General features: G+C 59.5%; 19 protein-coding genes. 12 read left to right on the top strand and 7 right to left on the bottom strand.

Annotated elements, in window-relative coordinates; translation table 11 throughout:
• The first annotated feature begins 1 nt into the window (after position 1).
• Positions 2 to 1,240, top strand: a complete 1,239-nt coding sequence (locus AACR93_RS08805) for an ABC transporter substrate-binding protein (protein WP_043850521.1) — start codon at positions 2 to 4, stop codon at positions 1,238 to 1,240.
• A gap of 73 nt (positions 1,241 to 1,313) precedes the next feature.
• Here the strand turns inward: AACR93_RS08805 and AACR93_RS08800 are convergent, their stop codons facing one another.
• Positions 1,314 to 1,505, bottom strand: coding sequence for a hypothetical protein (locus tag AACR93_RS08800; RefSeq protein WP_005339471.1), 192 nt, complete (start codon positions 1,503 to 1,505; stop codon positions 1,314 to 1,316).
• Positions 1,506 to 1,674: 169 nt separating this feature from the next.
• Between AACR93_RS08800 and tusA the strand changes: the two genes are divergently transcribed.
• Complete coding sequence (gene tusA / locus AACR93_RS08795) at positions 1,675 to 1,920, top strand: sulfurtransferase TusA (RefSeq protein ID WP_005342448.1); 246 nt, start codon at positions 1,675 to 1,677, stop codon at positions 1,918 to 1,920.
• 22 nt (positions 1,921 to 1,942) lie between these two features.
• Positions 1,943 to 2,290, top strand: a complete 348-nt coding sequence (locus AACR93_RS08790) for a RidA family protein (protein WP_033112855.1) — start codon at positions 1,943 to 1,945, stop codon at positions 2,288 to 2,290.
• A gap of 144 nt (positions 2,291 to 2,434) precedes the next feature.
• Here the strand turns inward: AACR93_RS08790 and AACR93_RS08785 are convergent, their stop codons facing one another.
• The gene (locus AACR93_RS08785; RefSeq protein ID WP_043850520.1) at positions 2,435 to 3,091 is read right to left on the bottom strand and encodes an OmpA family lipoprotein; all 657 of its coding nucleotides are present in this window, start codon (positions 3,089 to 3,091) and stop codon (positions 2,435 to 2,437) included.
• A gap of 252 nt (positions 3,092 to 3,343) precedes the next feature.
• On the opposite strand from AACR93_RS08785, the gene AACR93_RS08780 reads away from it, so the two are divergent.
• Positions 3,344 to 5,380, top strand: a complete 2,037-nt coding sequence (locus AACR93_RS08780; protein ID WP_043850519.1) for a bacteriohemerythrin — start codon at positions 3,344 to 3,346, stop codon at positions 5,378 to 5,380.
• Positions 5,381 to 5,461: 81 nt separating this feature from the next.
• Here AACR93_RS08780 and AACR93_RS08775 read toward each other — a convergent pair whose 3' ends face one another.
• On the bottom strand, positions 5,462 to 6,049 hold the full coding sequence (locus AACR93_RS08775) for a DNA-3-methyladenine glycosylase I (protein WP_043850518.1): 588 nt from the start codon (positions 6,047 to 6,049) through the stop codon (positions 5,462 to 5,464).
• Positions 6,050 to 6,271: 222 nt separating this feature from the next.
• Here AACR93_RS08775 and glyQ point away from each other — a divergent pair, with 222 nt between their 5' ends.
• Entirely contained in the window at positions 6,272 to 7,195 is a 924-nt protein-coding gene (gene glyQ, locus AACR93_RS08770) for a glycine--tRNA ligase subunit alpha (protein WP_005339464.1), read from the top strand.
• A gap of 9 nt (positions 7,196 to 7,204) precedes the next feature.
• The gene (glyS, locus tag AACR93_RS08765) at positions 7,205 to 9,274 is read left to right on the top strand and encodes a glycine--tRNA ligase subunit beta (protein WP_043850517.1); all 2,070 of its coding nucleotides are present in this window, start codon (positions 7,205 to 7,207) and stop codon (positions 9,272 to 9,274) included.
• Positions 9,275 to 9,399: 125 nt separating this feature from the next.
• On the opposite strand, the gene AACR93_RS08760 is transcribed toward glyS, so the two are convergent.
• A complete protein-coding gene (locus tag AACR93_RS08760) occupies positions 9,400 to 9,873 on the bottom strand; it encodes a DUF2846 domain-containing protein (RefSeq protein ID WP_043850516.1) in 474 nt (157 codons plus the stop codon).
• A gap of 798 nt (positions 9,874 to 10,671) precedes the next feature.
• Between AACR93_RS08760 and AACR93_RS08755 the strand changes: the two genes are divergently transcribed.
• Positions 10,672 to 11,436 (top strand): EAL domain-containing protein, encoded by a 765-nt coding sequence (locus tag AACR93_RS08755; RefSeq protein WP_043850515.1) that lies wholly within the window; start codon positions 10,672 to 10,674, stop codon positions 11,434 to 11,436.
• A 106-nt stretch (positions 11,437 to 11,542) separates the two neighbouring features.
• Here AACR93_RS08755 and AACR93_RS08750 read toward each other — a convergent pair whose 3' ends face one another.
• A complete protein-coding gene (locus AACR93_RS08750; protein WP_052497064.1) occupies positions 11,543 to 13,582 on the bottom strand; it encodes a bacteriohemerythrin in 2,040 nt (679 codons plus the stop codon).
• A gap of 320 nt (positions 13,583 to 13,902) precedes the next feature.
• On the opposite strand from AACR93_RS08750, the gene AACR93_RS08745 reads away from it, so the two are divergent.
• A complete protein-coding gene (locus AACR93_RS08745) occupies positions 13,903 to 14,307 on the top strand; it encodes a hypothetical protein (RefSeq protein ID WP_043850514.1) in 405 nt (134 codons plus the stop codon).
• Positions 14,308 to 14,392: 85 nt separating this feature from the next.
• Here AACR93_RS08745 and AACR93_RS08740 read toward each other — a convergent pair whose 3' ends face one another.
• On the bottom strand, positions 14,393 to 16,657 hold the full coding sequence (locus AACR93_RS08740) for a methyl-accepting chemotaxis protein (RefSeq protein ID WP_043850513.1): 2,265 nt from the start codon (positions 16,655 to 16,657) through the stop codon (positions 14,393 to 14,395).
• 240 nt (positions 16,658 to 16,897) lie between these two features.
• Positions 16,898 to 17,902, bottom strand: coding sequence for a substrate-binding domain-containing protein (locus AACR93_RS08735; protein ID WP_033112863.1), 1,005 nt, complete (start codon positions 17,900 to 17,902; stop codon positions 16,898 to 16,900).
• A gap of 434 nt (positions 17,903 to 18,336) precedes the next feature.
• Between AACR93_RS08735 and AACR93_RS08730 the strand changes: the two genes are divergently transcribed.
• From AACR93_RS08730 to livG, 4 genes are all read left to right on the top strand, one after another.
• Entirely contained in the window at positions 18,337 to 19,458 is a 1,122-nt protein-coding gene (locus tag AACR93_RS08730) for a branched-chain amino acid ABC transporter substrate-binding protein (RefSeq protein WP_033112864.1), read from the top strand.
• Between the two features lie 66 nt (positions 19,459 to 19,524).
• The gene (gene livH / locus AACR93_RS08725) at positions 19,525 to 20,451 is read left to right on the top strand and encodes a high-affinity branched-chain amino acid ABC transporter permease LivH (RefSeq protein ID WP_033112865.1); all 927 of its coding nucleotides are present in this window, start codon (positions 19,525 to 19,527) and stop codon (positions 20,449 to 20,451) included.
• Positions 20,451 to 21,719, top strand: a complete 1,269-nt coding sequence (locus tag AACR93_RS08720; protein ID WP_033112866.1) for a high-affinity branched-chain amino acid ABC transporter permease LivM — start codon at positions 20,451 to 20,453, stop codon at positions 21,717 to 21,719. Before livH ends, AACR93_RS08720 begins: the two co-directional genes overlap by 1 nt.
• On the top strand, positions 21,716 to 22,489 hold the full coding sequence (gene livG, locus AACR93_RS08715) for a high-affinity branched-chain amino acid ABC transporter ATP-binding protein LivG (RefSeq protein WP_041210591.1): 774 nt from the start codon (positions 21,716 to 21,718) through the stop codon (positions 22,487 to 22,489). The genes AACR93_RS08720 and livG overlap by 4 nt, the downstream gene beginning before the upstream one ends.
• Positions 22,490 to 22,499: the final 10 nt, after the last annotated feature.

Here is a 22,499-nt window from a genome sequence, read left to right as displayed (position 1 = left end):
CATGAAGTGGTTCCCTCTCCCCCTGCTCGCCCTGCTCTCCGGTTCTGTCTGTGCCTCCCAGGTGGAGGTGCTGCACTGGTGGACCTCCGGCGGCGAAGCGCAGGCGGTCGAAGTGCTCAAATCGGAGTGGATCGCCAAGGGCAACCAGTGGAATGACTTCGCGGTACAGGGCGGTGGTGGCAAGAGCGCCATGACGGTGCTGAAAAGCCGGGCGCTGGCAGCCAACCCGCCGGAGGCGGCCCATCTCAAGGGGTATGAGCTCAAGGAGTGGGCCGGGCTCGGTTTTTTGCGCGACCTCACCCCCATGGCGGAGCACCTCGGCTGGTACAGCCAGATGCCGCCTATGGTGCGGGCCACCCTCAGCCAGAACGGCGCCCTGATGGCGGTGCCTACCGGTATCCACCGGGTCAACTGGTTATGGCTCAACCGCAAGGTGTTCGAGCAACAGAAACTCACCCCTCCCACCAACTGGGCCCAGTTCGTGACGGTCGCCGACAAGCTTAAAAAACGGGGCATCACTCCGCTCGCCATCGGTAACGAGCCCTGGCAGCTGGCCGTCCTGTTTGAAACGGTGGCGCTCGGTGAAGGGGGCAAGCAGTTCTATCGCAAAGCCTTTGTGGAACAGGACAGCGCCACCCTGACCGGCCCTGACATGGTACGGGTCCTGACCCGCTTCCAGCAGCTGCGCGCCTACGTCCCGCAAAAGTACGCCGGACTGAAATGGCATCAGGCCACCAATCTGCTGGAAAGCGGCGGGGCAGCCATGCAGGTGATGGGTGACTGGGTGAAGGGGGAGCTGCTCGCCGGCAACTACCGGCCGGGCGAAGATATCGAATGCCTGCCAAGCCCCGGCAGCACCGGGCTATTCAGCTACAACCTCGACTCCATCGCCATGTTCAAACAGCGGGATCCGGCCCAGCTGCAGGCGCAGGGGGAACTGGCCCAGCTGCTGATGACGCCGAAGTTTCAGGAGGAGTTCAACCGGGTGAAGGGGTCGATCCCGGCGCTGACCAAACCCAACATGAGCAAGTTTGATCGCTGTGCCATCCGCTCCTATCAGGATTTCCTCCATGCCGAGCAGCAGGACAATCTGCTGCCAAGCATGGCAGAGGGGATGGCCACTCCCACCAATATGCGTCAGGCGATTCTGGATGTGCTGAGCAACTTCTTCAACGACCCCAAAGCCAACCCGCAGCAGACAGCGCTGCATCTGGAGCGGGCGATGCGCTCGACCCGCTGATCCGGTCTACTAGCCAATCGACAGAAATGACAAAGGCGGATTGCTCCGCCTTTGTTGTTGAATCGTCATCAAGTCAGGATTGATCGTTTTCGTCCTCATCCTCGTCATAGTAATCGCTGAGCTCGATCCAGAGCCCCAGCCCGACCATCACCATGGAACCGAACCAGGTACCGGTATTCCCGATCGGGCTGCCCATCACTATCATGGCGAAGGACAAGAACCCCATGCCTGCATAGGCCTGCAATCTGCCGTAGGAGACCTGCATATTCACCTCCTTGTTGAATATGGTTCAATTTTTATATTACTCGTCCGGCAGGCGCTGGATAGTCCGCAATAACATTTTGGTTACATATGCTGTTAGACAGGCCAATGGTTTGCTTATTTTTTAGCCCTGAGTATCATTGGCAGCCGAATAGGTTGAAGGTTGATGATAGATGAGTGATTTATTCTGCGATGCAACTCACGAGTTGGACGCAATCGGGCTTCGCTGCCCGGAGCCTGTGATGATGGTGCGTAAAAAAGTACGGCTGATGGCTGACGGGGAGACCCTGCTGGTCAGTGCCGACGATCCCTCAACCACCCGCGACATCCCCAGTTTCTGCCGCTTTATGGATCACACTCTGGTCGCCAGCGAGACAGAGCAGGCCCCCTACCGTTATCTGATCCGCAAGGGTCAATAATTCCCCGTCTCCGGAGCACGCCATGACAACCATTACCCGAATCGGCACCACCCAGCGTTGGTCTGACGTCGTCATTCACAACGGCACCCTCTATGTGGTGGAAGTCCCCGTCAGCGAAGAGGCCGACATCCACCAGCAGACCCGTGAAGTGCTGACCAGCCTGCAACGCCTGCTGGAAGCCAACGGCTCCGGCGTCGACAAGATCCTGATGGCCAACATCTATCTGAAAGACATTGGCGATATCGCCGCTTTCAACGAGCAGTGGGATGCCTGGATCCCTGCCGGCACCGCACCGGTACGCGCCTGTGTACAAGCCCGTCTGGCCCACGAAGGCTACAAGGTGGAAGTGCAGCTGACTGCGGCTGTCTAAGAGGCGGTTTCCCCCTCATCCACCAGCCCTGCCACCGCAAGGGGAGCAGGGTGCAAATAACATGATGCTGTTACTCGCAACGGCACCAATAGAAAGGCCCCCCCATCACTGGCGGGGCCTTTTCGTTACCGAAACCCGAGCGACTTAGGCAGTCGGGGTCAGGGTAATGGTGACACGGCGGTTCTGGGCTTTGCCGGCTGCGGTGCTGTTGGTGGCAATCGGCTGATCCGGGCCAACGCCGGTAGTGGAGATACGGCTGCCAGCAACACCCTGACCGATCAGTTGAGCGGCAACGGCGTCGGCGCGCTCGCGGGAGAGCTTCATGTTCAGATCGCGGGAACCAGTGCTGTCGGTGTGACCGACTACGTTCAGGCGAGTCTTGTCGAACTCGGCAACCACCATGGCCACGCCGGACAGGGTGTTGGCACCGGCCGCTTTCAGCTGGGAGCTGGAGCTGTCGAAGGTGACGTTGTTCGGCATGTTGAGGATCAGATCGTTGCCATTGCGGGTAACGCTGACGCCAGTGCCCTGCAGCTTCTCGCGCAGCTTGGCCTCCTGCACATCCATGTAGTAACCGATACCGCCACCCAGCGCGGCACCGGCGGCCACGCCAGTCAGGATACCCTTCTTGCGGTCACCCTTGCTGGAGGAGAGCGCGCCTACTGCGGCACCGGCAGCGGCACCGGCCAGCGCGCCCCAGGCGCCCTTGGAGGTCTGGGATTCGCCAGTGTAGGGGTTGGTGGTACAGCCACTCAGAGCAACGGCGAGTGCAACAGCGGGAACCAGAGTCTTGAAATGCATGAAAAAACCTCAAAGAAACAACTCGATAAACTGAAGGGCGGCATTCTACCCCAGAGGTGTGCCAAGGTGTGACGTCAGCAGAAAGAGAGTGACACCGGGCAGAAAAGGGCAGTATCGGTCATTGAACTTGCTCTTCCCTGAACCAGAGGGGAAAACCTGATGAAGAGAATGGATCTGCGATTAAAGGCAGTCCGTTGGGTGGCTCCATTGACTACTATTGAAGGTACTGTCAATAGGGCATCCGAGGGTTCCATGTCTTCACTGCTTCGCAATATATCGATCCGGCGCCTGCTGCTGGGGGCAAGCCTCATCATCTTGCTGACCATGGTACTGAGCAACATCTGGCGCAGCACATTGACCAACCAGCTCGGACTGCTACCGGGCGAAGTGATCAAGATCACCAACGCCCAGATAGCGCTGCAGGAGCTGCGTTACCACACTACCCAGGTACAACAATTCCTCACCGATGCCGCCGTATCGGGGGAGCAGGACTCCATCGGCGAGGCGGAGCAGCATGCTCAGGCGGCTCGTCAGCTACTCGACACCCTGCCCCGGTTGCAGAGTGCCCTCACCCCCCTACTGACCCGTCAGCTGGATGTGGGCAAGCGGATGGTCGATGCCTATCTCAAAGAGGGACGTGAGGCGGGCAACCGCCTGATGAAAGAGCCGGATCAGGGCTTCGATGCGCTGACCGATAGCATATCCAGCGCTGTCGAACAGGCGCTCGAACAGCAGCGGCAACAACTGCAGCAGCAGGAGCTTGTCATTGAAAATCAGAACCAGACCCTGCAGAGCCAGGATATGATCCTGCTGGTCGTCAGCCTGGCCGTTATCATGCTGATGCTGCTGCTGATCCACTTCAAAACCGTCAAACCGTTACAACAACTGATGGCCCAGCTGGTCGAGCTGGCCAATCACAGCCACAACCTCACCTTCCGGCTGCGCATTCAGGGGCAGGACGAATTCGCCTATCTGGCCAAGGTGTTCAACCGCTTCCTCGACAATATCGACAGCCTGATCGGCTCGGTGCAGCAGGTTTCCCACAAGACTCATGACAAGATGGCTCTGCTGATGAACCACTCCGGCAGCACCTTCAACAGCATGCAGCAGGCTCAGCAAAACACCGACATGCTGGCGGCCGCCATCAACGAAATGACCGCCACCGTCCACAACATCGAGCACAACACCGAGCAGGCCAGTCAGGATACCCTGCTCACCCAACAGCAGGCCCACGATGGCCAGCAGCAGGTGAGCCAGACCATCGCCCTGATCCGCCAGGTCGCCGACCATATTGAGCAATCCGCCGGAGAAGTAACCCAGCTGGATCAGGAGAGCACCCAGATCGGCAACATCTTGCAGGTGATCCGCACCATCTCGGAACAGACCAACCTGCTGGCCCTCAACGCCGCCATCGAGGCGGCCCGGGCCGGCGAACAGGGGCGCGGCTTTGCGGTGGTGGCCGACGAGGTGCGCCAGCTGGCCATCCGTACCCAGGCGGCCACCGTCGATATCCAGCAGCGGATCGAAGCGTTGCAGAACAACACCCGCCATGCGGTCAACACCATGCACACCACCCGCAATGTCAGCGAGCAGGCGGTCAATCAGGCGGCCGGCACCGGCGAAACTCTGGGAGCCATCGTCGAGGCGATCACCCGGGTAGCCGACATGAACGGCCAGATCGCCACCGCCGCGGAGCAGCAGGCCAAGGTGACCGAAGAGACCAACCGCAACGTCATGCTGGTCGCCAACATCGCCCGCGAGTGTCTGGACCTTTCGCGCGAGAGCCGCACCCACACCCGGGATCTCAATCAGGCCAATGAGGAGATCCGTCTGGTCAGCGATCAGTTCGAGGTCAACTCAAAAGCGCTCAACGGCAACGAGCAAGATCTGCTGCACTGGAACGAATCCTTTATGGTCAACGTGCCGAGCGTGGACCGCCAGCATCAGGGGTTGTTCGAGGCGATGAACCGCTTCTACCACGCCGTCCGTGACAACAGTTCGCCCCAGCAGCGCAAACAGCGGCTGGACGAGCTGCTCAAGCTGGCGACCCAGCACTTTGCCGATGAAGAGAAGAGCATGGAGCTGGCCTGCTACCCCGACTTGCAACGCCACAAGCAGGAGCATGCCAAGCTGCTGGCCGAGCTGGGCGCCCTGATCCGCCGTGAAGGGGGAGACGAGCAGGAGCGCAATATGGAGATGATCATCTTCCTCAAGAATTGGCTGCTCAACCACATCTTCCGGGTGGACAAGCAGTACAGCGACTGCATGATCAAAGCGGGGGTGAAATAACCCTCCTTCAGCTTGCCAGCAACCGGACAATGCCAGTCAGCCATGACTGGCATTGTTGTTTTCGGGGCCGGTTTGACAGAACTATGTGCGGGGCTGGCGAGCGGCCTGCTGGCATTCGGCGTGGCAGGGGCAGCTGACCAGATGATCGTTCACCATCCCCACCGCCTGCATAAAGGCGTAGCAGATGGTGCTGCCGACGAAGGTAAAACCGCGTTTCTTGAGCGCTTTCGACATAGCATCCGACTCCGGCGAGGTCGCCGGAATGTCGCCGTTACCCTGGCGCTGGTGGACTATGGGGGCACCGCCGACAAAGCCCCACAGATAATCGACAAAGTCGATGCCCTCGGCTTCCAGCGCCAGATAGGCGCGGGCGTTTTTGATGATCGACTGCACCTTGAGCCGGTTTCGGATAATGCCGCTATCCTGCATCAGCCGCTCCACATCCTGCTCGGCGAACTGCACGATACGCTGCGGCTCAAAGTCGGCATAGGCGCGGTAATAGCTCTCGGTGCGCTTGAGGATGGTGATCCACGACAGTCCCGCCTGCTGGCCGTCGAGGCAGAGCTTGGCAAACAGCTCGCGGGCGTCATAGACCGGCCTGCCCCACTGTTTGTCATGGTATTCAATGTATTCCGGGTCTTTGGTCACCCAGGCGCAGCGCAGTTCCATTTCCTCTCCCTCGTTATTTCAGCGGTTTCCCCGACCCTGCCCACTCTACAGGCGGCACTGCTCACATCATATACCGGACAGCCCGCCCGACCAGCCAGAGCGCAGCACCATCCCGCGAATCCGCTGCAATTTCGCCTATTATCCGACCATGCCAGACGGTATACTCCCTCGGTTCACATTCAGCAAATCTTGCTCTGATTTTCATTTCGCGCGAAAAAAATTATGCAAAAATTCGATGTCAAAACCTTTCAGGGCCTGATCCTGCAGCTGCAGGACTATTGGTCCCGCCAGGGCTGTACCATCATTCAGCCGCTGGATATGGAAGTGGGTGCCGGTACTTCCCACCCCATGACCTGTCTGCGAGCCCTGGGCCCGGAGCCCATCGCCTGCGCTTACGTGCAACCGTCCCGCCGTCCGACTGACGGCCGCTACGGTGAAAACCCGAACCGCCTGCAGCACTACTACCAGTTCCAGGTGATCATCAAGCCTTCCCCCGACAACATTCAGGAACTCTATCTGGGCTCCCTGAAAGAGCTGGGCATGGATCCTGAAATCCACGACATCCGCTTCGTGGAAGACAACTGGGAAAACCCGACTCTGGGTGCCTGGGGTCTGGGTTGGGAAGTGTGGCTGAACGGCATGGAAGTGACCCAGTTCACCTACTTCCAGCAAGTTGGCGGCCTCGAGTGCAAACCGGTCACCGGCGAGATCACCTACGGTCTCGAGCGTCTGGCCATGTACATTCAGGGCGTGGACAGCGTCTACGATCTGGTCTGGTCTGACGGCCCGCTGGGCAAGACCACCTACGGCGACGTGTTCCACCAGAACGAAGTGGAGCAATCCACCTACAACTTCGAACACGCCGATGTGGAGTTCCTGTTCCACTGCTTCGAGCAGTACGAGAAGGAAGCCCAGAATCTGCTGGCACTGGAAAAACCGCTGCCGCTGCCTGCCTACGAGCGCATCCTGAAAGCCGCTCACTCCTTCAACCTGCTGGATGCCCGCAAGGCCATCTCGGTCACCGAGCGTCAGCGCTACATCCTGCGCATTCGCACCCTGACCAAGGCCGTGGCAGAGGCATACTACGCCTCCCGCGAAGCGCTGGGCTTCCCTATGTGTCAGCGCAGTGAGAACAAGCAAGGTTAAGGAACGGACATGGCACAACATACATTTCTGGTAGAGATCGGTACTGCTGAGCTGCCGCCCAAAGCCCTGCGCTCCCTGGCCGAAGCCTTTGCCGACAACTTCAAAGCCGAACTGACCAAGGCCGATCTGGCCTTTGGCGACGTTGAGTGGTTTGCTTCACCGCGCCGTCTGGCGCTGAAGGTAAGCGAGCTGGCCGGCGAACAGCCGAGCAAGAGCGTCGAGAAGCGCGGTCCGGCCGTGGCTCAGGCGTTCGATGCCGAAGGCAAGCCGACCAAGGCTGCCGAAGGCTGGGCCCGTGGCAACGGCATCACCGTTGAGCAGGCCGAGCGTCTGGTCACCGACAAGGGCGAGTGGCTGGTTCACACCGCCAAGATTGAAGGTCGTCCGGCCAAAGAATTGCTGGGCGAGCTGGTCGCCTCCGCACTGGCCAAGCTGCCGATCCCGAAAATGATGCGCTGGGGCGACAAGACCATCCAGTTCGTGCGTCCGGTCTTCACCGTGACCCTGCTGCTGGATGGCGAGCTGGTTCCCGCCCACATTCTGGGTATCGACTCTGCCCGTACCCTTCGCGGCCACCGCTTTATGGGCGAGAGCGAATTCACCATCGACAACGCCAGCCAGTACCCGCAGATCCTGCAGGAGCGCGGCATGGTGATTGCCGACTTCATGGCGCGCAAGGCCAAGATCAAGGCTGACGTCGAAGCGGCCGCTGCCGCCTTCGGTGGCGTAGCCGATCTGGACGACGCCCTGCTGGAAGAAGTGACCGCACTGGTCGAGTGGCCGGTGGTGCTGACTGCCAACTTCGAAGAGAAGTTCCTGGCCGTTCCAGCTGAAGCGCTGGTGCACACCATGAAGGGTGACCAGAAGTACTTCCCGGTCTACGACAAGAACGGCAAGCTGCTGCCGAAGTTCATCTTCGTCACCAACATCGAGTCCAAAGACCCGAGCCAGATCATCAGCGGCAACGAGAAGGTGGTTCGCCCCCGTCTCTCTGACGCCGAGTTCTTCTTCAAGACCGACCTCAAGCAGACCCTGGCCTCCCGCCTGCCGCGCCTTGAAACCGTGCTGTTCCAGCAACAGCTGGGCACCGTCAAGGCCAAGGTCGAGCGCATCGAGACCGTCGCCGGCTTTATCGCCGAGCGTATCGGCGCCGACGTGGCTCAGGCCAAGCGTGCCGGTCTGCTCTCCAAGTGTGACCTGATGACCAACATGGTCGGCGAGTTCACCGACACCCAGGGTGTCATGGGGATGCACTACGCCCGTCACGATGGCGAAGACGAAGCAGTGGCCGTGGCCCTCAACGAGCAGTACATGCCGCGCTTTGCCGGTGATGCCCTGCCGTCCGGTCTGGTTGCCTGCGCCGTCGCGCTGGCCGACAAGTTCGACACCCTGGCCGGTATCTTCGGCATCGGCATGCTGCCGAAGGGTGACAAGGACCCGTTCGCCCTGCGTCGCGCCGCCATCGGTGCCCTGCGCATCATGACCGAGAAGCAGCTGGATCTGGATCTGGTTGAACTGGTTGAAGAAGCGGTACGCGTCTACGGCGACAAGCTGACCAACAAAACCGTCGTCACCGACGTGGTCGACTTTATGCTGGGCCGCTTCCGTGCCGCCTATCAGGACGAAGGCATCGGTGCCGACGTGGTGCTGGCCGTACTGGCCCGCCGCCCGACCCGTCCGCTCGACTTCGATCGTCGCGTCAAGGCCGTCAGCCACTTCCGCACGCTGGATGCCGCACTGGCACTGGCTGCCGCCAACAAGCGCGTGAGCAACATTCTGGCCAAGGTTGAAGGCGAGTTGCCGACTGCCGTCAAACCGGAACTGCTGGTCGATGCCGCCGAGAAAGCGCTGGCCACCCAGGTTGCCGAACTGCAAGCCGAACTGGCCCCGCTGTTCGCTGCCGGCGACTATCAGGCTGCCCTCACCCGTCTGGCCGCCCTGCGCGAGCCGGTCGACACCTTCTTCAACGAAGTGATGGTGATGGCCGACGACGAAGCCCTCAAGGCCAACCGTCTGGCGCTGCTGAACAACCTGCGCAACCTGTTCCTGCAAGTCGCGGATATCTCCCTGCTGCAGTGATCTTGGTTGGGTTGAGTGATATTAAAAACGGCGCCGTTAAGGCGCCGTTTTTATTTTGAGAGATAGCTAAGCTATCCCCCCAAAAATGCCAACTGCATTTTAATTATATATTTTCCTTGTGATGATTAATTGCTGCACACCCCCGATTTCGCAAGCTGTACATCTACTTTGGAGATCACGCGCTTACCTTCACTCTCGGGAACAGCCTCAAGCTTGGCTCCACCGACAAAAACACCAATTTTTATAATTTGACGGAAAAAGTAGTTTTTACCTGGCTCAGTAAAAACAGAAATTTTGTTATCTGAAAATTCCGACTCGGTAGAGAGTTCGTGATTTTTACCACCCGCTACCTGCTTATAGAAAAAGGTATGGTTAGCTGACTCACCAAGGCATTCAGAATCGATATAGATGTCTTTCTTCTGCGCCTTCCCCATATAGCTATCTCGGTATACGTAAATACCTGCCATATTACTTTCCGGCGCAGGGAAGGCTTTTAACCGGACACTCTCCTGAGCACTTTCCATTGGAACACTGGCACAGCCAGCCAACAACAAGGTGCCCAATACAGTGGATGCCAGTGCCAGTTTTTTTAACATCATGGGAAATTCTCCGTGCAATATTTAGCCTGAAATTTATATTTTAATAAATAATGAGTTGTCTCTGACAACAATGAATTTAACCATATGAATCCCAGCGTCACCAGAAGACTTTATATTTCAACCTCAAGAACTAAACATGATGTGACAAACATCAAACTTAAATATTGATATATCATGCTTGCCTCATGATAACGGGCAACTCGTGGTGTAAATAAAACATCGATAAATTTCCAACTTGTCGGTTCGATTAGCCTTTAGGCGTAATCGGACGTTCGCGTAAATAGATTCTCCCGCCATAACGGCCAGCCAAATTTCCCCCTCCGACTGGCCGCCTCTGTTGCACGGCAACAACCAAAACCTCTCGTTCGTCCGATGATGCTGCGCTAATCGAACCTGCAGGGCGGTGGCTGGCGCTCTATGCCGGTTGATCAAGATCGGCCATTGCCCTTTGCGAGCCGTGAATGGGCCAATCAGCGGCATCAGGGCACACTGTAAACATGCATAAGTAAAAATTGGGTCATTATCCGAAAACCCATAAATTTTGTTTATACCTACTGCCTTGGCGGAGTTGGCGGCCACCAGCGGCGATAACGGGTGCCTGCGGGGCATCGCCCGATCTCTGGCAAACAAGCGAGGCCATCCGCGCCCGCCCTTGCCGCATATCTTGCAGAAAACGGGGTAACGTTTGGTACCTCAGGAGGAGTCGCAGCGTATTACCGGGAAATTACCGTGCTGGCGGAGCCAAGCTGTTATCATTTGAGTCAGTCCCCAGCGCCGCCACGCCCCGAGAGGAGAGTCATGGATATACCTGCCGCCCCGTCCCCCGCCATCTGCCAGCTGTGTCAGGAGAAAGCAGATCTCGACTTCGACTTCACCATGGCCTTTCAGCCCATCGTCGATTGCAGCAAGCGCACCATTTTCGGCTATGAGGCGCTGGTGCGGGGGCTCAACAACGAGCCGGCGCAGAGCGTGATTGCCCGGGTCAACGATGGCAATCGCTACCGCTTCGATCAGTTGTGCCGGATCAAGGCCATCGCACTGGCCGCCCGGCTCGATATGCGGGGCATGCTGAGCATCAACTTTCTGCCCAACGCGGTCTACCGCCCGGAGCGCTGCATCCGCACCACCCTGCAGGCGGCTCGCGAGCATCTCTTTCCCATCGAGCAGATCATGTTCGAGTTCACCGAGGTGGAGCAGGTGCTGGATAACCGCCATATTCGCGGCATCGTCGATCACTATCAGGCGCTCGGCTTCAAGACGGCGATCGATGATTTTGGCGCCGGTTACTCGGGCCTCAGCCTGCTGGCCGATTTTCGCCCCGATATCGTCAAGCTCGATATGCACCTGCTGCGCGGCATCGACCATGACCCGACCCGGCAAGCCATAGTGCGCCACTCTCTGGCCCTGCTTGCCGAGTTGCAGATCACTCCGCTGGCGGAGGGGGTCGAGACCCGCGAAGAGATGGCCTGCCTGCGGGGGATGGGCGTCAGCCTGATGCAGGGCTATCTGTTTGCCCGCCCCGGCTTTGAAACCCTGCCCGAGGTGGATTTCGCCAGCCTGTAAGCTGTAAGCGGCTATCGCGATTCCTGCTTTGCTATCAGGGGTAAGCGATATGAATCGAGGCGCCATGGGCGCCTCGATTCATTTGGTTGTTGGACAAGCGGCGGGATCAGTGGATCCCGGCGGCGTTGAGCTCGGTGACATACTGCTTGTCGACCCGGAAGATATGGTCGATCAGCCAGCTCTTGAGGAACATGACGATATTGAGGTCGGCATCGGGCCCGCCGCGGGCAAAGCTGCCGAGGTGGCGCTCCAGATCCTGCAGCAACTTGACGTGAACCCCCTTGTGGGGAGTGAGCTGGCTGTAACCGGCCCGCTCCATCAGCTTCTCTTCGTCCAGCAAGTGTTGTTTGGCCAGCCCCACCAGCCGATCGAGCCGCTGTTTTACCTGATCGCTGCCGCTGCCATCCTGAATGGAGCGGTAGAGCTGGTTCATGGCATCGAACAGGCCGATATGCTGGCGATCTATCTCAGCCACCTGCACGCTGAAGGCCTCGCTCCAGTGGACGATATCCTCGTTATTGGCGTGCTCGGTGCTATGGCTCACTTCAAACTGGTTGCCGAGCAGGCGGATCTCTTCGCTGCCAAACCCCACCTCCCTGGCACTGCGGGCACTTTGCAGGGTAAGCGCCAACGTCTGGTGGGCGATGTCGGCCACCTGTACCACGCTGCGGTTGGTCTCTTCAGCCACCTGTGACTGCTGCTCGGCGGCAGTGGCAATCTGGGTGTTGAGCCCGGTGATGCGCTCGACCGCCGAGACGATGGCATGCAGGGTCTGCCCCGCTTCGCCCGCCTGCACCACCGCCTGTTCGCTCTGACGGGTGGTCTCGTGCATGGTGCTGACCGCTTCACTGGTGCGCCGCTGCAGCTGCTCAATCTTCTGCTGGATCTCGACGGTGGCGTTCTGGGTACGGCTCGCCAGAGTGCGCACCTCATCGGCCACCACCGCAAAGCCGCGCCCCTGTTCGCCAGCGCGGGCCGCTTCGATGGCGGCGTTGAGGGCCAGCAGGTTGGTCTGCTCGGAGATGGCGCGGATGGCGTTGACGATCTCGCCGATCTGGTTGCTCTCCTGCTCCAGCCGGTTGATGGTGCCAGCCGCCTGCTCCATGCCGCTGGCGACCTTGTGGATCATCTCCATCGCCTCTTCGACCCGACCCTGCCCGGTAAGCGCCTCGCGCTGGGTCTGCTCGGTCTCCAGCCGCGCCTCTTCGGTGTTGCGGGCGATCTCCTGCACCGTGCTGGCCATCTCGTTGATGGCAGTGGCCAGCATGTCGGTATTGGTCTGCACCTGAACCATCCCCTGTCGGGTGAGATCAGTCTGCTCTTTCAGGCCACCAATCTTGCGGTTGTTCTGCTCCGCCACCCCTTGCACGGTGGCGATGATGTGGTCCACATCGCCGATAAAGTGGTTGAACGTGAGCGCCAGCTTGGCAAATTCATCCCGCCCGATCACCGGCAGGCGAAAGGTGAGGTTCTTGCTGCCATGAGCCAGGTTCTCGAGGTTGCGATCGAGCAGCTTGAGCGGCACCAGTACCTTGAGCAGCAGAACGCCCAGAATGGCGAGCACCAGCAGGCAGGTGAGCAGACGCAGCGCCACCATCTGGGTTTCGAAACTCTCTTGCAGCGCGAGGTTGGATTCGCGATTGTCGGTCAGCTCCAGCCCATGGCGCTGCAACGCCCCGCCAACCTGTTCGGCGATGGCAGCGGAGATCACGTCAAACCCACTCCCCTCTGCTTTCATCACCCGGTTACCCGCCTCGGCACCCTGCTGCTGATAGGCAGTGACCATCTGCTGCCCCACCGCCATCTGCTGTTGTAGCAGTTGCTGCAGATCAAGCTTGTCCTCCGTCAGTGAAGGCAACAGTGCCTGCGCAGCGTCAGAGTGGCTGCGTGCCTCGGCCATCGAGCCGGCATCGCCGGTCAGGGAGGCATCGGTCAGAAATTGCTGGATCTGGGTGGTGTGGTAGCGCAGCTCCTGCAGCAGGTTCTGGGTGCTATTGAGGTGGGCGGTCTCTTCATCCATGGCGGCCATCTGTCGGCTCAAGCGCTGATCCAGCGCGCTGGTTGCAAACAGGGTGAGCACTATCAGGGCAACGCACCAAAGGGTGAAGGTTCGCAGGGAGTAGAGGGCAAGCCAGCGATACAGCATACAACGTCCTCGTCAGATTGAGTCCATGTCCATGTTCAGTGTCAGTGTTGAGTTTAGAGGGTTAATTTCCCATTTTTCCTCTTCACATCATCTTAGCGGCCAAATGCCCTCTTTGCGGATCGGCCTGTATCAGGAGCACGGCCCTGATCACATATCCGTTTGCCTCCATGGGATAACTGGCCGCATAAAGATCGCGCCCCGTTGACCATAAACGACCACACTTGGTGATGTTACCGGGTCATGACGCAGCATCTGGTAAGCTACCGGCGTAAAACCGCAGGCTTTGTTGATTAAAAAGTTAATAAACAGGGAGTTGAGAGATGAAGAGATCCATAATGGCCGTCTTGCTGACTCTGGCCATGGCAACCAGTGCTCAGGCGGCCGACAAGGTGACGACCGTGCCGGTGCAGTTCGCCAAGGGAGCCCACAGTGCCCAGATCAAGGGCACCTTCGCAGGCTATGACACCATCAACTACACGCTGGTCGCCAAAGCGGGTCAGACCATGACGGTCGGCATCTCCGGCAGCAGCAATGCCAACTTCAACGTCTTTGCCCCCGGCGCGGTGCCCGGTCAGGCCGAAGCGCTCAGCTCGGGCGCAGTCGGCGAGCAGTGGCAGGGCAAGCTGCCTGCCTCCGGCAAGTATCTGATCCAGGTCTATCAGATGCGCGCCTCCGCCCGCCGTGGCGAGCAGGTGCCCCATACCCTGTCAGTCTCCATCCAGTAATTCTTTCCGGCTCAGCCATGACCGAGTAACCACGCAATGAAAAAGGGCTGACATCGCTGTCAGCCCTTTTCTATCTGCGCCGTCGCTAGCGCTCCGCCTTGGTCATCTCCAGCAACAACTGATCGATATAACCCACCACCTGTTCGGAGTTATGTTCGATCTCGCGGTAAAGCGCCTCCGCCTCCGCGTGCTTGTGCTGGTTTTTCAGCTCGATAACCTGCTGGATCACCTGATGCAATCTGGCGTGAGGCGTGGCGATCGCCTTGAAGGCTGGCTGATTGCAACAACATGCCGCCCCTTCACTGAAATACCAGCGACCAAGACGGCACTCCTTGTCACTCACCGCCTCGCTGCGTGACAACCCCTCCTGCCCATCCAGATAGGCCCGCACCCGGGTCTTCCAGCCCATGTGGGCGGCACGGGCCCGACTCAATACCATCCGCACGTTGGAGCCATCCTGGAACTGACCGGCCAGATCCCCCAGTTTGTCCACCAGCGTCGCCACGTGAGTAGCAATCTGGGCAGTATCCCGCGCCACCAGCGTGGTCGCCTGCGAGATCTCGTGCACGCTGACGATATTGCGGGTGATTTCGTCGCTCACCGAGGATTGCTCCTCCGAGGCGGCGGCGATCTGGGTGTTCATGTCGCGAATGCTATTTACCGCTCCCTTGATATTGCCGAGCGCATCGCCCGCCCGGTTGGCTCGCTCTACCGTCTCGCCCGCCCGCTGTACGCTGTGCTCTATCATTCCCACGGTCGCACCGACCGCCCTTTGCAGCTGATCGATGGTGCTGTTGATTTCGGCGGTGGAGTGCTGGGTGCGCCCTGCCAGCGAGCGAACCTCGTCCGCCACCACGGCAAAACCGCGTCCCTGCTCACCGGCCCGTGCCGCCTCGATGGCGGCATTGAGCGCCAGCAGGTTGGTCTGCTCGGCAATGGACTGGATCACCGCCAGCACCGAGCCGATCTGCTCGCTCGCCCGCGCGACCTCCTTGACGGTCTGGCCAGCGCTGGCTATCTCGTCGGCAAGCTGCTCAATCATGGTGACGCTCTCTTGCACCACCGCATCACCGGTGATCGCCTGATTGTCCGCCTCGTTGGCCGCTTCGGCAGCCTGCGCCGTGTTGTTGGCCACTTCATGCACCGTGCTGGTCATCTCGGTCATGGCGGTGGCGAGCTGAGTGGTCTGCTCCTGCTGGCGCGTCATGCTGCCGAGGTTGCCAGCCGCGCTGCGCGACAGCCGCTCGCTCTCGCCAGCCAGCTCGCCGAGGGTGGCAGTCAGCTGGCTGATGGTGTCGCGGATCTTGCCGACAAAAGCATTGAACGCCGCGCCGAGGCGGCGGGTCTCCTCCGGCCCGGCAACCGGCAGCTTGCTACCCAGATCGCCGGAACCGTTGGCCAACGCCTCCAGCGCCCTGACACTCTCCTGCAGCGGACGGTTGAGACGGCCCAGCAGCCACACCAGCGCCAGCGCAATCAGGACGGTGCCGAGCAGGGCGATCATCACCATCTGCCAGCTCTGGCGCGCCAATGCAGCGGCGACCACGCTGTGATCCCGCGCCAGCTCAATGATGCCAACCGCCTTGCCGGAGAAGTCGAGCAGCGGCGCCGTCATCACCAGAAAATCGCTCCCCTGCTGTTTGATGGTGGTGAAACGGCTCTCGCCCGCCAACACTCCCTGATACCAGTCCGCCGACTCGCCGAGCATGGATGTGCCGGTCAGCATTACCGGCTTGCCCTGATCAAACAGATAGATGGCGAGCCGACTCCCCTGACCCAGCAGATCGGCAAAGAGCGAATCATCGAGGGCACGGCCAAACTCCACCGAGCCGACCGGCTGACCGTTGAAAGTAACCGGCACCACACCACGGATCCCGGTGCCGCCCTGACCGGTCTCCAGCCCGCCCACCGGTTGATGGTTGCGGTTTACCTCGACGACTGCCAACCGGGTAGTCGAGAGGTCGTCGCCATGGTTGGCAGGCTTGTGCACCCGATAAAGGGAAGTGGCCGGGGGAATGTGAAAGTGGAACTGCTGGATCCCCTGCGCCTTCAGGGCTGGCCAAACCGGGTCGAACAGTCTGGCGAGGGTCTGCCAGTCCTGGTCTGCCACCGCCTTGGCGGCGTCGGGCCGCTGCGCAATCAGGGTTGCCGCCAGCATGGTTTCATGGCTGGCATTGCGGATCACCGATTCGATATTTTGCAGCTCGGTTTGCAGTGCGCCCTGTTCGGCCGTCAGTGCTCGCTGGCGATTTTCAAACAGGTTGAAGGTGAGCAGCACCACGGCCAACAATACGATTCCACTGATCGCCAGCAGCGTGATCTGGTGGCCCAATTTGCGAGGGGGGAACATAAGACACCATCCTTGACAGTCATACCCAACTTACAGGATGGAGCGGTTAAGGAGGGAGTCCATCAGAACTTAACCCTTTGTTGATAGTGATCAAACCATCAACAAAGAAACTGCGAGCCGGGTCAAACTGTTGCAAAAAACAGCTGAGACCCCGCGTCCCTGCTCCCGTTCAGCCCAAACAGGCCATAAACAAAAACCCCCTCGCGATGGAGGGGGTTTCTCGTTGCAAACAGGGTTAGATCAACGCAGTGGCTTGACCGAGCGGCGGACGATCAGCTCCGGCTGTACCGTCATCGACTCCACTTCCAGCTCCTTGTTGCGGATCCGGCTGACCAGATGCTTCACCGCCAGCTGGCCCAGTTCGGCCTTCGGATGGCGGATGGTGGTCAGCGGCGGGCTGGAGAAGCGCGCCATCTCCACATCGTCGTAACCGATGATGGAGATATCGTCCGGCACCTTGATCCCGGCTTCCCAGGCAGCGCAGATGGCGCCGATCGCCATGGGATCGTCGAAGGCAAACACCGCGGTCGGGCGAGGCTGCAGGGTCAGGATGCGCTGCATGGCATCGAAACCGCTCTGGCTCTCGTAATCCCCTTCAAAGATCTGCTCCTCTTTCAGGGTCAGACCATGTTCGCCCAGCGCATCGCGCACCCCGTCCAGTCGCTGCTGGGTGGTCGGCTTGGAGAGCTGACCTGTGATGCAGACGATGTCGCGGTGGCCCTGCTCCATCAGATAGCGCATGGCCATGCGCGCACCGGTGCGGGCGTTGTCATTGATAACGTTGGCGAAATCGCACTCGGTGCCCCAATCCAGCACCACCTGCGGCACGTTCTTGTGGATGCGCAGCATGTCGCGCAGCTGAGCGTCGATATCGGTACCAAGCACCAGCAGGCCGTCCACCCGCTTCTCCATCAGCATGCGCAGATAGTGCTGCTGACGGGGCGGCTGGTTTTCGGTGTTGCAGAGGATCAGGCTGTAGCCCTGCTCGAAGCAGTAGGCTTCCACCCCTTGCACCACTTCCGCAAAGAAGGGGTTCACGCTGGTGGTGACCAGCATGCCGATGGTTTTGGTCGAATTTATTTTAAGACTGCGCGCTACCGAGTTGGGCGCGTAGTTGAGTTCTGCCACCGCCTCAATCACTTTCTGGGTCGCGTCTTCGCTGACCCGGCGAGTGTGGTTGAGCACATGTGAGACGGTGGAGATGGATACGCCTGCACGGGAGGCGACATCCTTGATTGTTGCCATCTCTGTCTCCTGACTTTCAAAGGCGGAACATTAGCAGATTTCCCGAATAAAGGCTTGGTTTTAACGAGCTCTGCCACGGAATTGTCAATGCTGGCTAATTTAGGCGCTCATTTTTGTTTGCGCAAACGGATTGTGGTCAAAATGGGAGCAGCATCAGGGTAAAATATCGTCAGATTAATCCTCTGGCGTTTATCCAGACCGCCTCTGGTTATCGAGATGTTAACATCAACTTTCGAAATTAAACTCTAAATTGAGTTTTAAAACAGGTCATTTGTTTCGAAATACCCGCTCACGACCCCCTCTGGTTAGTATCTTTAACATCTTGTTATTGCCCCGTGAGGAATGATAGAACCTTATCTACTGCCGGACATGCAGGATCTGGATCCGGAAAGGCACACGGGAATGAAACAATCCACTGATTAAAGGATGAATCAATGAATAATTTTGGAAGAATGGCAGTAAAGGCAGCGGTTTCTTTGGCTCTGTTTGGATCAGTTTCCATGGCCCATGCCGCCGATACCATCAAGATCGGCATCGCCGGTCCGGTCACCGGCCCGGTCGCCCAGTACGGTGACATGCAGTTCACCGGCGGCAAGATGGCGGTCGAGCAGATCAACAAGGCAGGCGGCATCAAGGGCAAGCAGATCGAAGCGATCGTCTATGACGATGCCTGCGATCCCAAGCAGGCCGTCGCGGTCGCCAACAAGGTAGTGAACGACGGCGTCAAATTCGTGGTCGGCCACCTCTGCTCCGACAACACCCTGCCCGCCTCCGACATCTATGAAGACGAGGGGATCCTGATGATCACCCCCGCCTCTACCAACCCCAAGATCACCGAGCGCGGCTACCAGCTGACCCTGCGTACCATCGGTCTGGATAGCGATCAGGGCCCGACTGCTGCCAAATACATCATCGAGCAGGTCAAACCCAAGCGCGTCGCCGTTATCCACGACAAGAAGCAGTATGGTGAAGGCATCGCTTCCAGCGTGAAAGCTGCGCTGGACAAGGCTGGCGTCAAGGTGGTGGCGTTTGAAGGCATCACTGCCGGCGACAAGGACTTCTCCGCCCTGATCGCCAAGCTGCAGAAAGAGAACGTCGATTTCGTCTACTACGGCGGCTATCACCCGGAGCTGGGTCTGATCCTGCGTCAGGCTGGCGAGAAGGGTCTGAAGGCCAAGTTCATGGGCCCGGAAGGGGTAGGCAACAAGGACATCTCCGCCATCGGTGGCCCGGCTTCCGAAGGTCTGCTGGTAACCCTGCCGAACAAGTATGATCTGGTGCCGGCCAACGCCCCGCTGGTTGCGGCATTCAAGGCCAAGGGTCAGGACTCCTCCGGCCCGTTCGTCTGGACTACCTATGCCGCGGTGCAAACCCTGGCGGCCGGTATCGCCAAGGCGGGTGACGAGGATCCGGCTGCCGTTGCTGCCGCCATCAAGGCTGCGCCGGTCGATACCGTGATGGGCCAGCTCAACTGGGCACCGAACGGCGACCTGAAAGGCTTCGAATTCGGTGTGTTCCAGTGGCACGCTGACGGTACCTCTACCCAACTCAAATAATCTGCCGATCGGGGGCGAGCCGACTCGCCCCCTCCTCTCTTTGCGGGCAAGTACAGGGAACGCAGTATGTCCGAACACCTCCTTTATCTCGTTCAGCAGTTGCTGAACGGGTTAACCATAGGCAGCACCTATGCGTTGATCGCCATCGGCTACACCATGGTCTATGGCATCATCGGCATGATCAACTTCGCCCACGGCGAGGTTTACATGATCGGCTCCTATGTCGCTTTCATGGTGATGGCGGGGCTCATGATGATGGGCATCGACAGCACCGTTTTGCTGCTGGGCGGCGCCTTTCTGGTCAGCATCGTCATCACCGGCACCTATGGCTGGACCATAGAGCGGGTCGCCTACCGGCCGCTGCGCGGTGGCAACCGGCTGATCCCCCTCATCTCCGCCATCGGCATGTCGATCTTCCTGCAGAACATGATGCGAATGGCGCAGGGCTCGCGGGATATCGCCATGCCCAGCCTCATCTCCGGCGGCTGGACTCTGGGCGAGGCTGACGGCTTTCAGGCCAGCCTCTCCTATATGCAGCTCATCATCTTCGTCATCACTTTCGTCACCATGCTGGCGCTGACCCAGTTCATCGGCCGCTCCCGCATGGGCCGCGCCTGCCGCGCCTGCTCGGAAGATATCAAGATGGCCAACCTGTTAGGGATAGACACCCACGTGGTCATCTCCATCACCTTCGTGCTGGGGGCCGCGCTGGCCGCCGTTGCCGGGGTGCTGCTCGGCATGTACTACGGCGTCATCAACCCCTATCTCGGCTTTATGGCCGGGCTGAAAGCCTTCACTGCCGCGGTATTGGGCGGCATCGGCAGCATTCCCGGCGCCGTGCTGGGCGGTCTGCTGCTCGGCGTGGTGGAAGCGCTCACTGCCGGCTACCTCAGCACCGAATACAAGGATGTGATGGCGTTCGCCCTGCTCATCTTTGTGCTGCTCTTTATGCCGACCGGCATTCTGGGCCGCCCGGAAGTGGAGAAAGTATGATGAAACGCCAATTCATCCATGCCTGCATCGCCAGCCTAGTGCTGCTGGTGCTCTCCTTCTGGCTGCTCGGCTTCAAGCTGGAGACCGATGGCTCCCGTCTGCTGGTAGTGAGTCGCCTCGATGTGTCGCTGGCCTGGTTGCTGGGGGGTGCCACCCTCGTATTCTGGTTCCAGCTGCTGCGCGGCCAGATTGCCAAGCTGTTTCAGGCCTCCATCAGCGGCTTCTCGGTCGGCTTCGGCAAGCTGGTGCTGCCGAGTCAGGAAGAAGCGCCACGCCTCTACAACACCACAGCCATTCTGGTACTGTTGTTTGCGGTGAGCTGGCCCTTTATGGCCTCTCGCGGCGCCATCGATCTGGCCACCCTCACCCTGATTTACATCATGCTGGGGCTGGGTCTGAACGTGGTAGTCGGCCTCGCCGGTCTGCTCGATCTCGGCTATGTCGGCTTCTATGCGGTCGGCGCCTACAGCTACGCCCTGCTCAACAACTACTTCGGGCTGAGTTTCTGGGAGTGTCTGCCCATTGCCGGTGGGCTGGCGGCCCTGTTCGGCTTCCTGCTCGGCTTCCCGGTGCTGCGGCTGCGGGGGGACTATCTGGCCATCGTCACCCTCGGCTTTGGCGAGATCATCCGGATTCTGCTCAACAACATGACCAGCCTGACCGGCGGCCCCAACGGTATCTCCGGCATTCCCAAACCGACCCTGGGCGGTCTGGAATTCAACCGCACCGTCAAGGATGGCGGCTTCGAGACCTTCCACGAGTTTTTCGGCATCGCCTACAACGCCAACCACAAGGTGATCTTCCTCTACCTGATGGCGCTGGTGCTGGTGATCGCCACCCTGTTCGTCATCAACCGCCTGCTGCGCATGCCGCTGGGCCGCGCTTGGGAAGCGCTGCGAGAAGACGAGATCGCCTGCAAATCGCTGGGGCTCAACCCCACCATCATCAAGCTGACCGCCTTCACCATAGGCGCCACCTTTGCCGGTTTTGCGGGGAGTTTCTTTGCCTCCCGGCAGGGCTTTATCAGCCCGGAATCCTTCGTCTTTATCGAGTCGGCCATCGTACTCGCCATCGTGGTGCTGGGCGGCATGGGCTCGCAAATCGGGGTAGTGCTGGCGGCCATCGTGATGACCGTGCTGCCCGAGCTGGCCCGCGAGTTCAACGAGTACCGCATGCTGATGTTCGGCCTCTTGATGGTGTTCATGATGATCTGGCGGCCACAGGGATTGCTGCCGATGACCCGTCCGCATCTGGAGTTGAAGAAATGAGTACTCATCAGAAGTTAATGGAAGTCTCTGATCTGTCGATGCGCTTCGGAGGGTTGCTGGCAGTCAACGGGGTCAAGTTGGATATAGACAAGGGTGAGGTGATCTCTATCATCGGCCCCAACGGCGCAGGCAAGACCACCATTTTCAACTGCCTGACCGGCTTCTACCGCCCGAGCGGCGGCACCATCCGCTATAAGGGTGAGGAGATCCAGGGGCTGCCCGGTCACCTCATCGCCCGCAAGGGGATAGTGCGTACCTTCCAGCACGTGCGGCTGTTCAAGGAGATGACGGCGGTGGAGAACCTGCTGGTGGCCCAGCACAGGCACCTCAACACCGGCTTTCTGGCCGGGTTGTTCAAGACCCCTTCGTTCCGCCGTGCCGAAGAGGAGGGGCTGGAGCAGGCCGCCTTCTGGCTGGATAAGGTGGGGCTCAAGGATCTCTCCAACCGCGCCGCCGGCAACCTGGCCTACGGTCAGCAGCGCCGGCTCGAGATCGCCCGCTGCATGGCGACCCGCCCCGAGCTGCTGATGCTGGATGAACCGGCTGCCGGTCTCAACCCGAAGGAGACCGACGAGCTGGATGAGCTCATTATGAGCCTGCGGGATGAATTCGGGGTCTCGGTGCTGCTGATCGAACACGATATGAAGCTGGTGATGGGTATCTCCAACCGCATCTTCGTGGTCAGTCAGGGCACCCCGCTGGCCCACGGCAAGCCGGACGAAATCCGCAACAATCCGGCAGTGATCAAGGCCTATCTGGGCGAGTCGTAAGGAACACAAG

The sequence above is a fragment of the Aeromonas sp. L_1B5_3 genome (assembly GCF_963866575.1).
Classification (GTDB): domain Bacteria; phylum Pseudomonadota; class Gammaproteobacteria; order Enterobacterales; family Aeromonadaceae; genus Aeromonas; species Aeromonas jandaei.
This window is presented reverse-complemented; position numbering and strand designations above follow the sequence as displayed.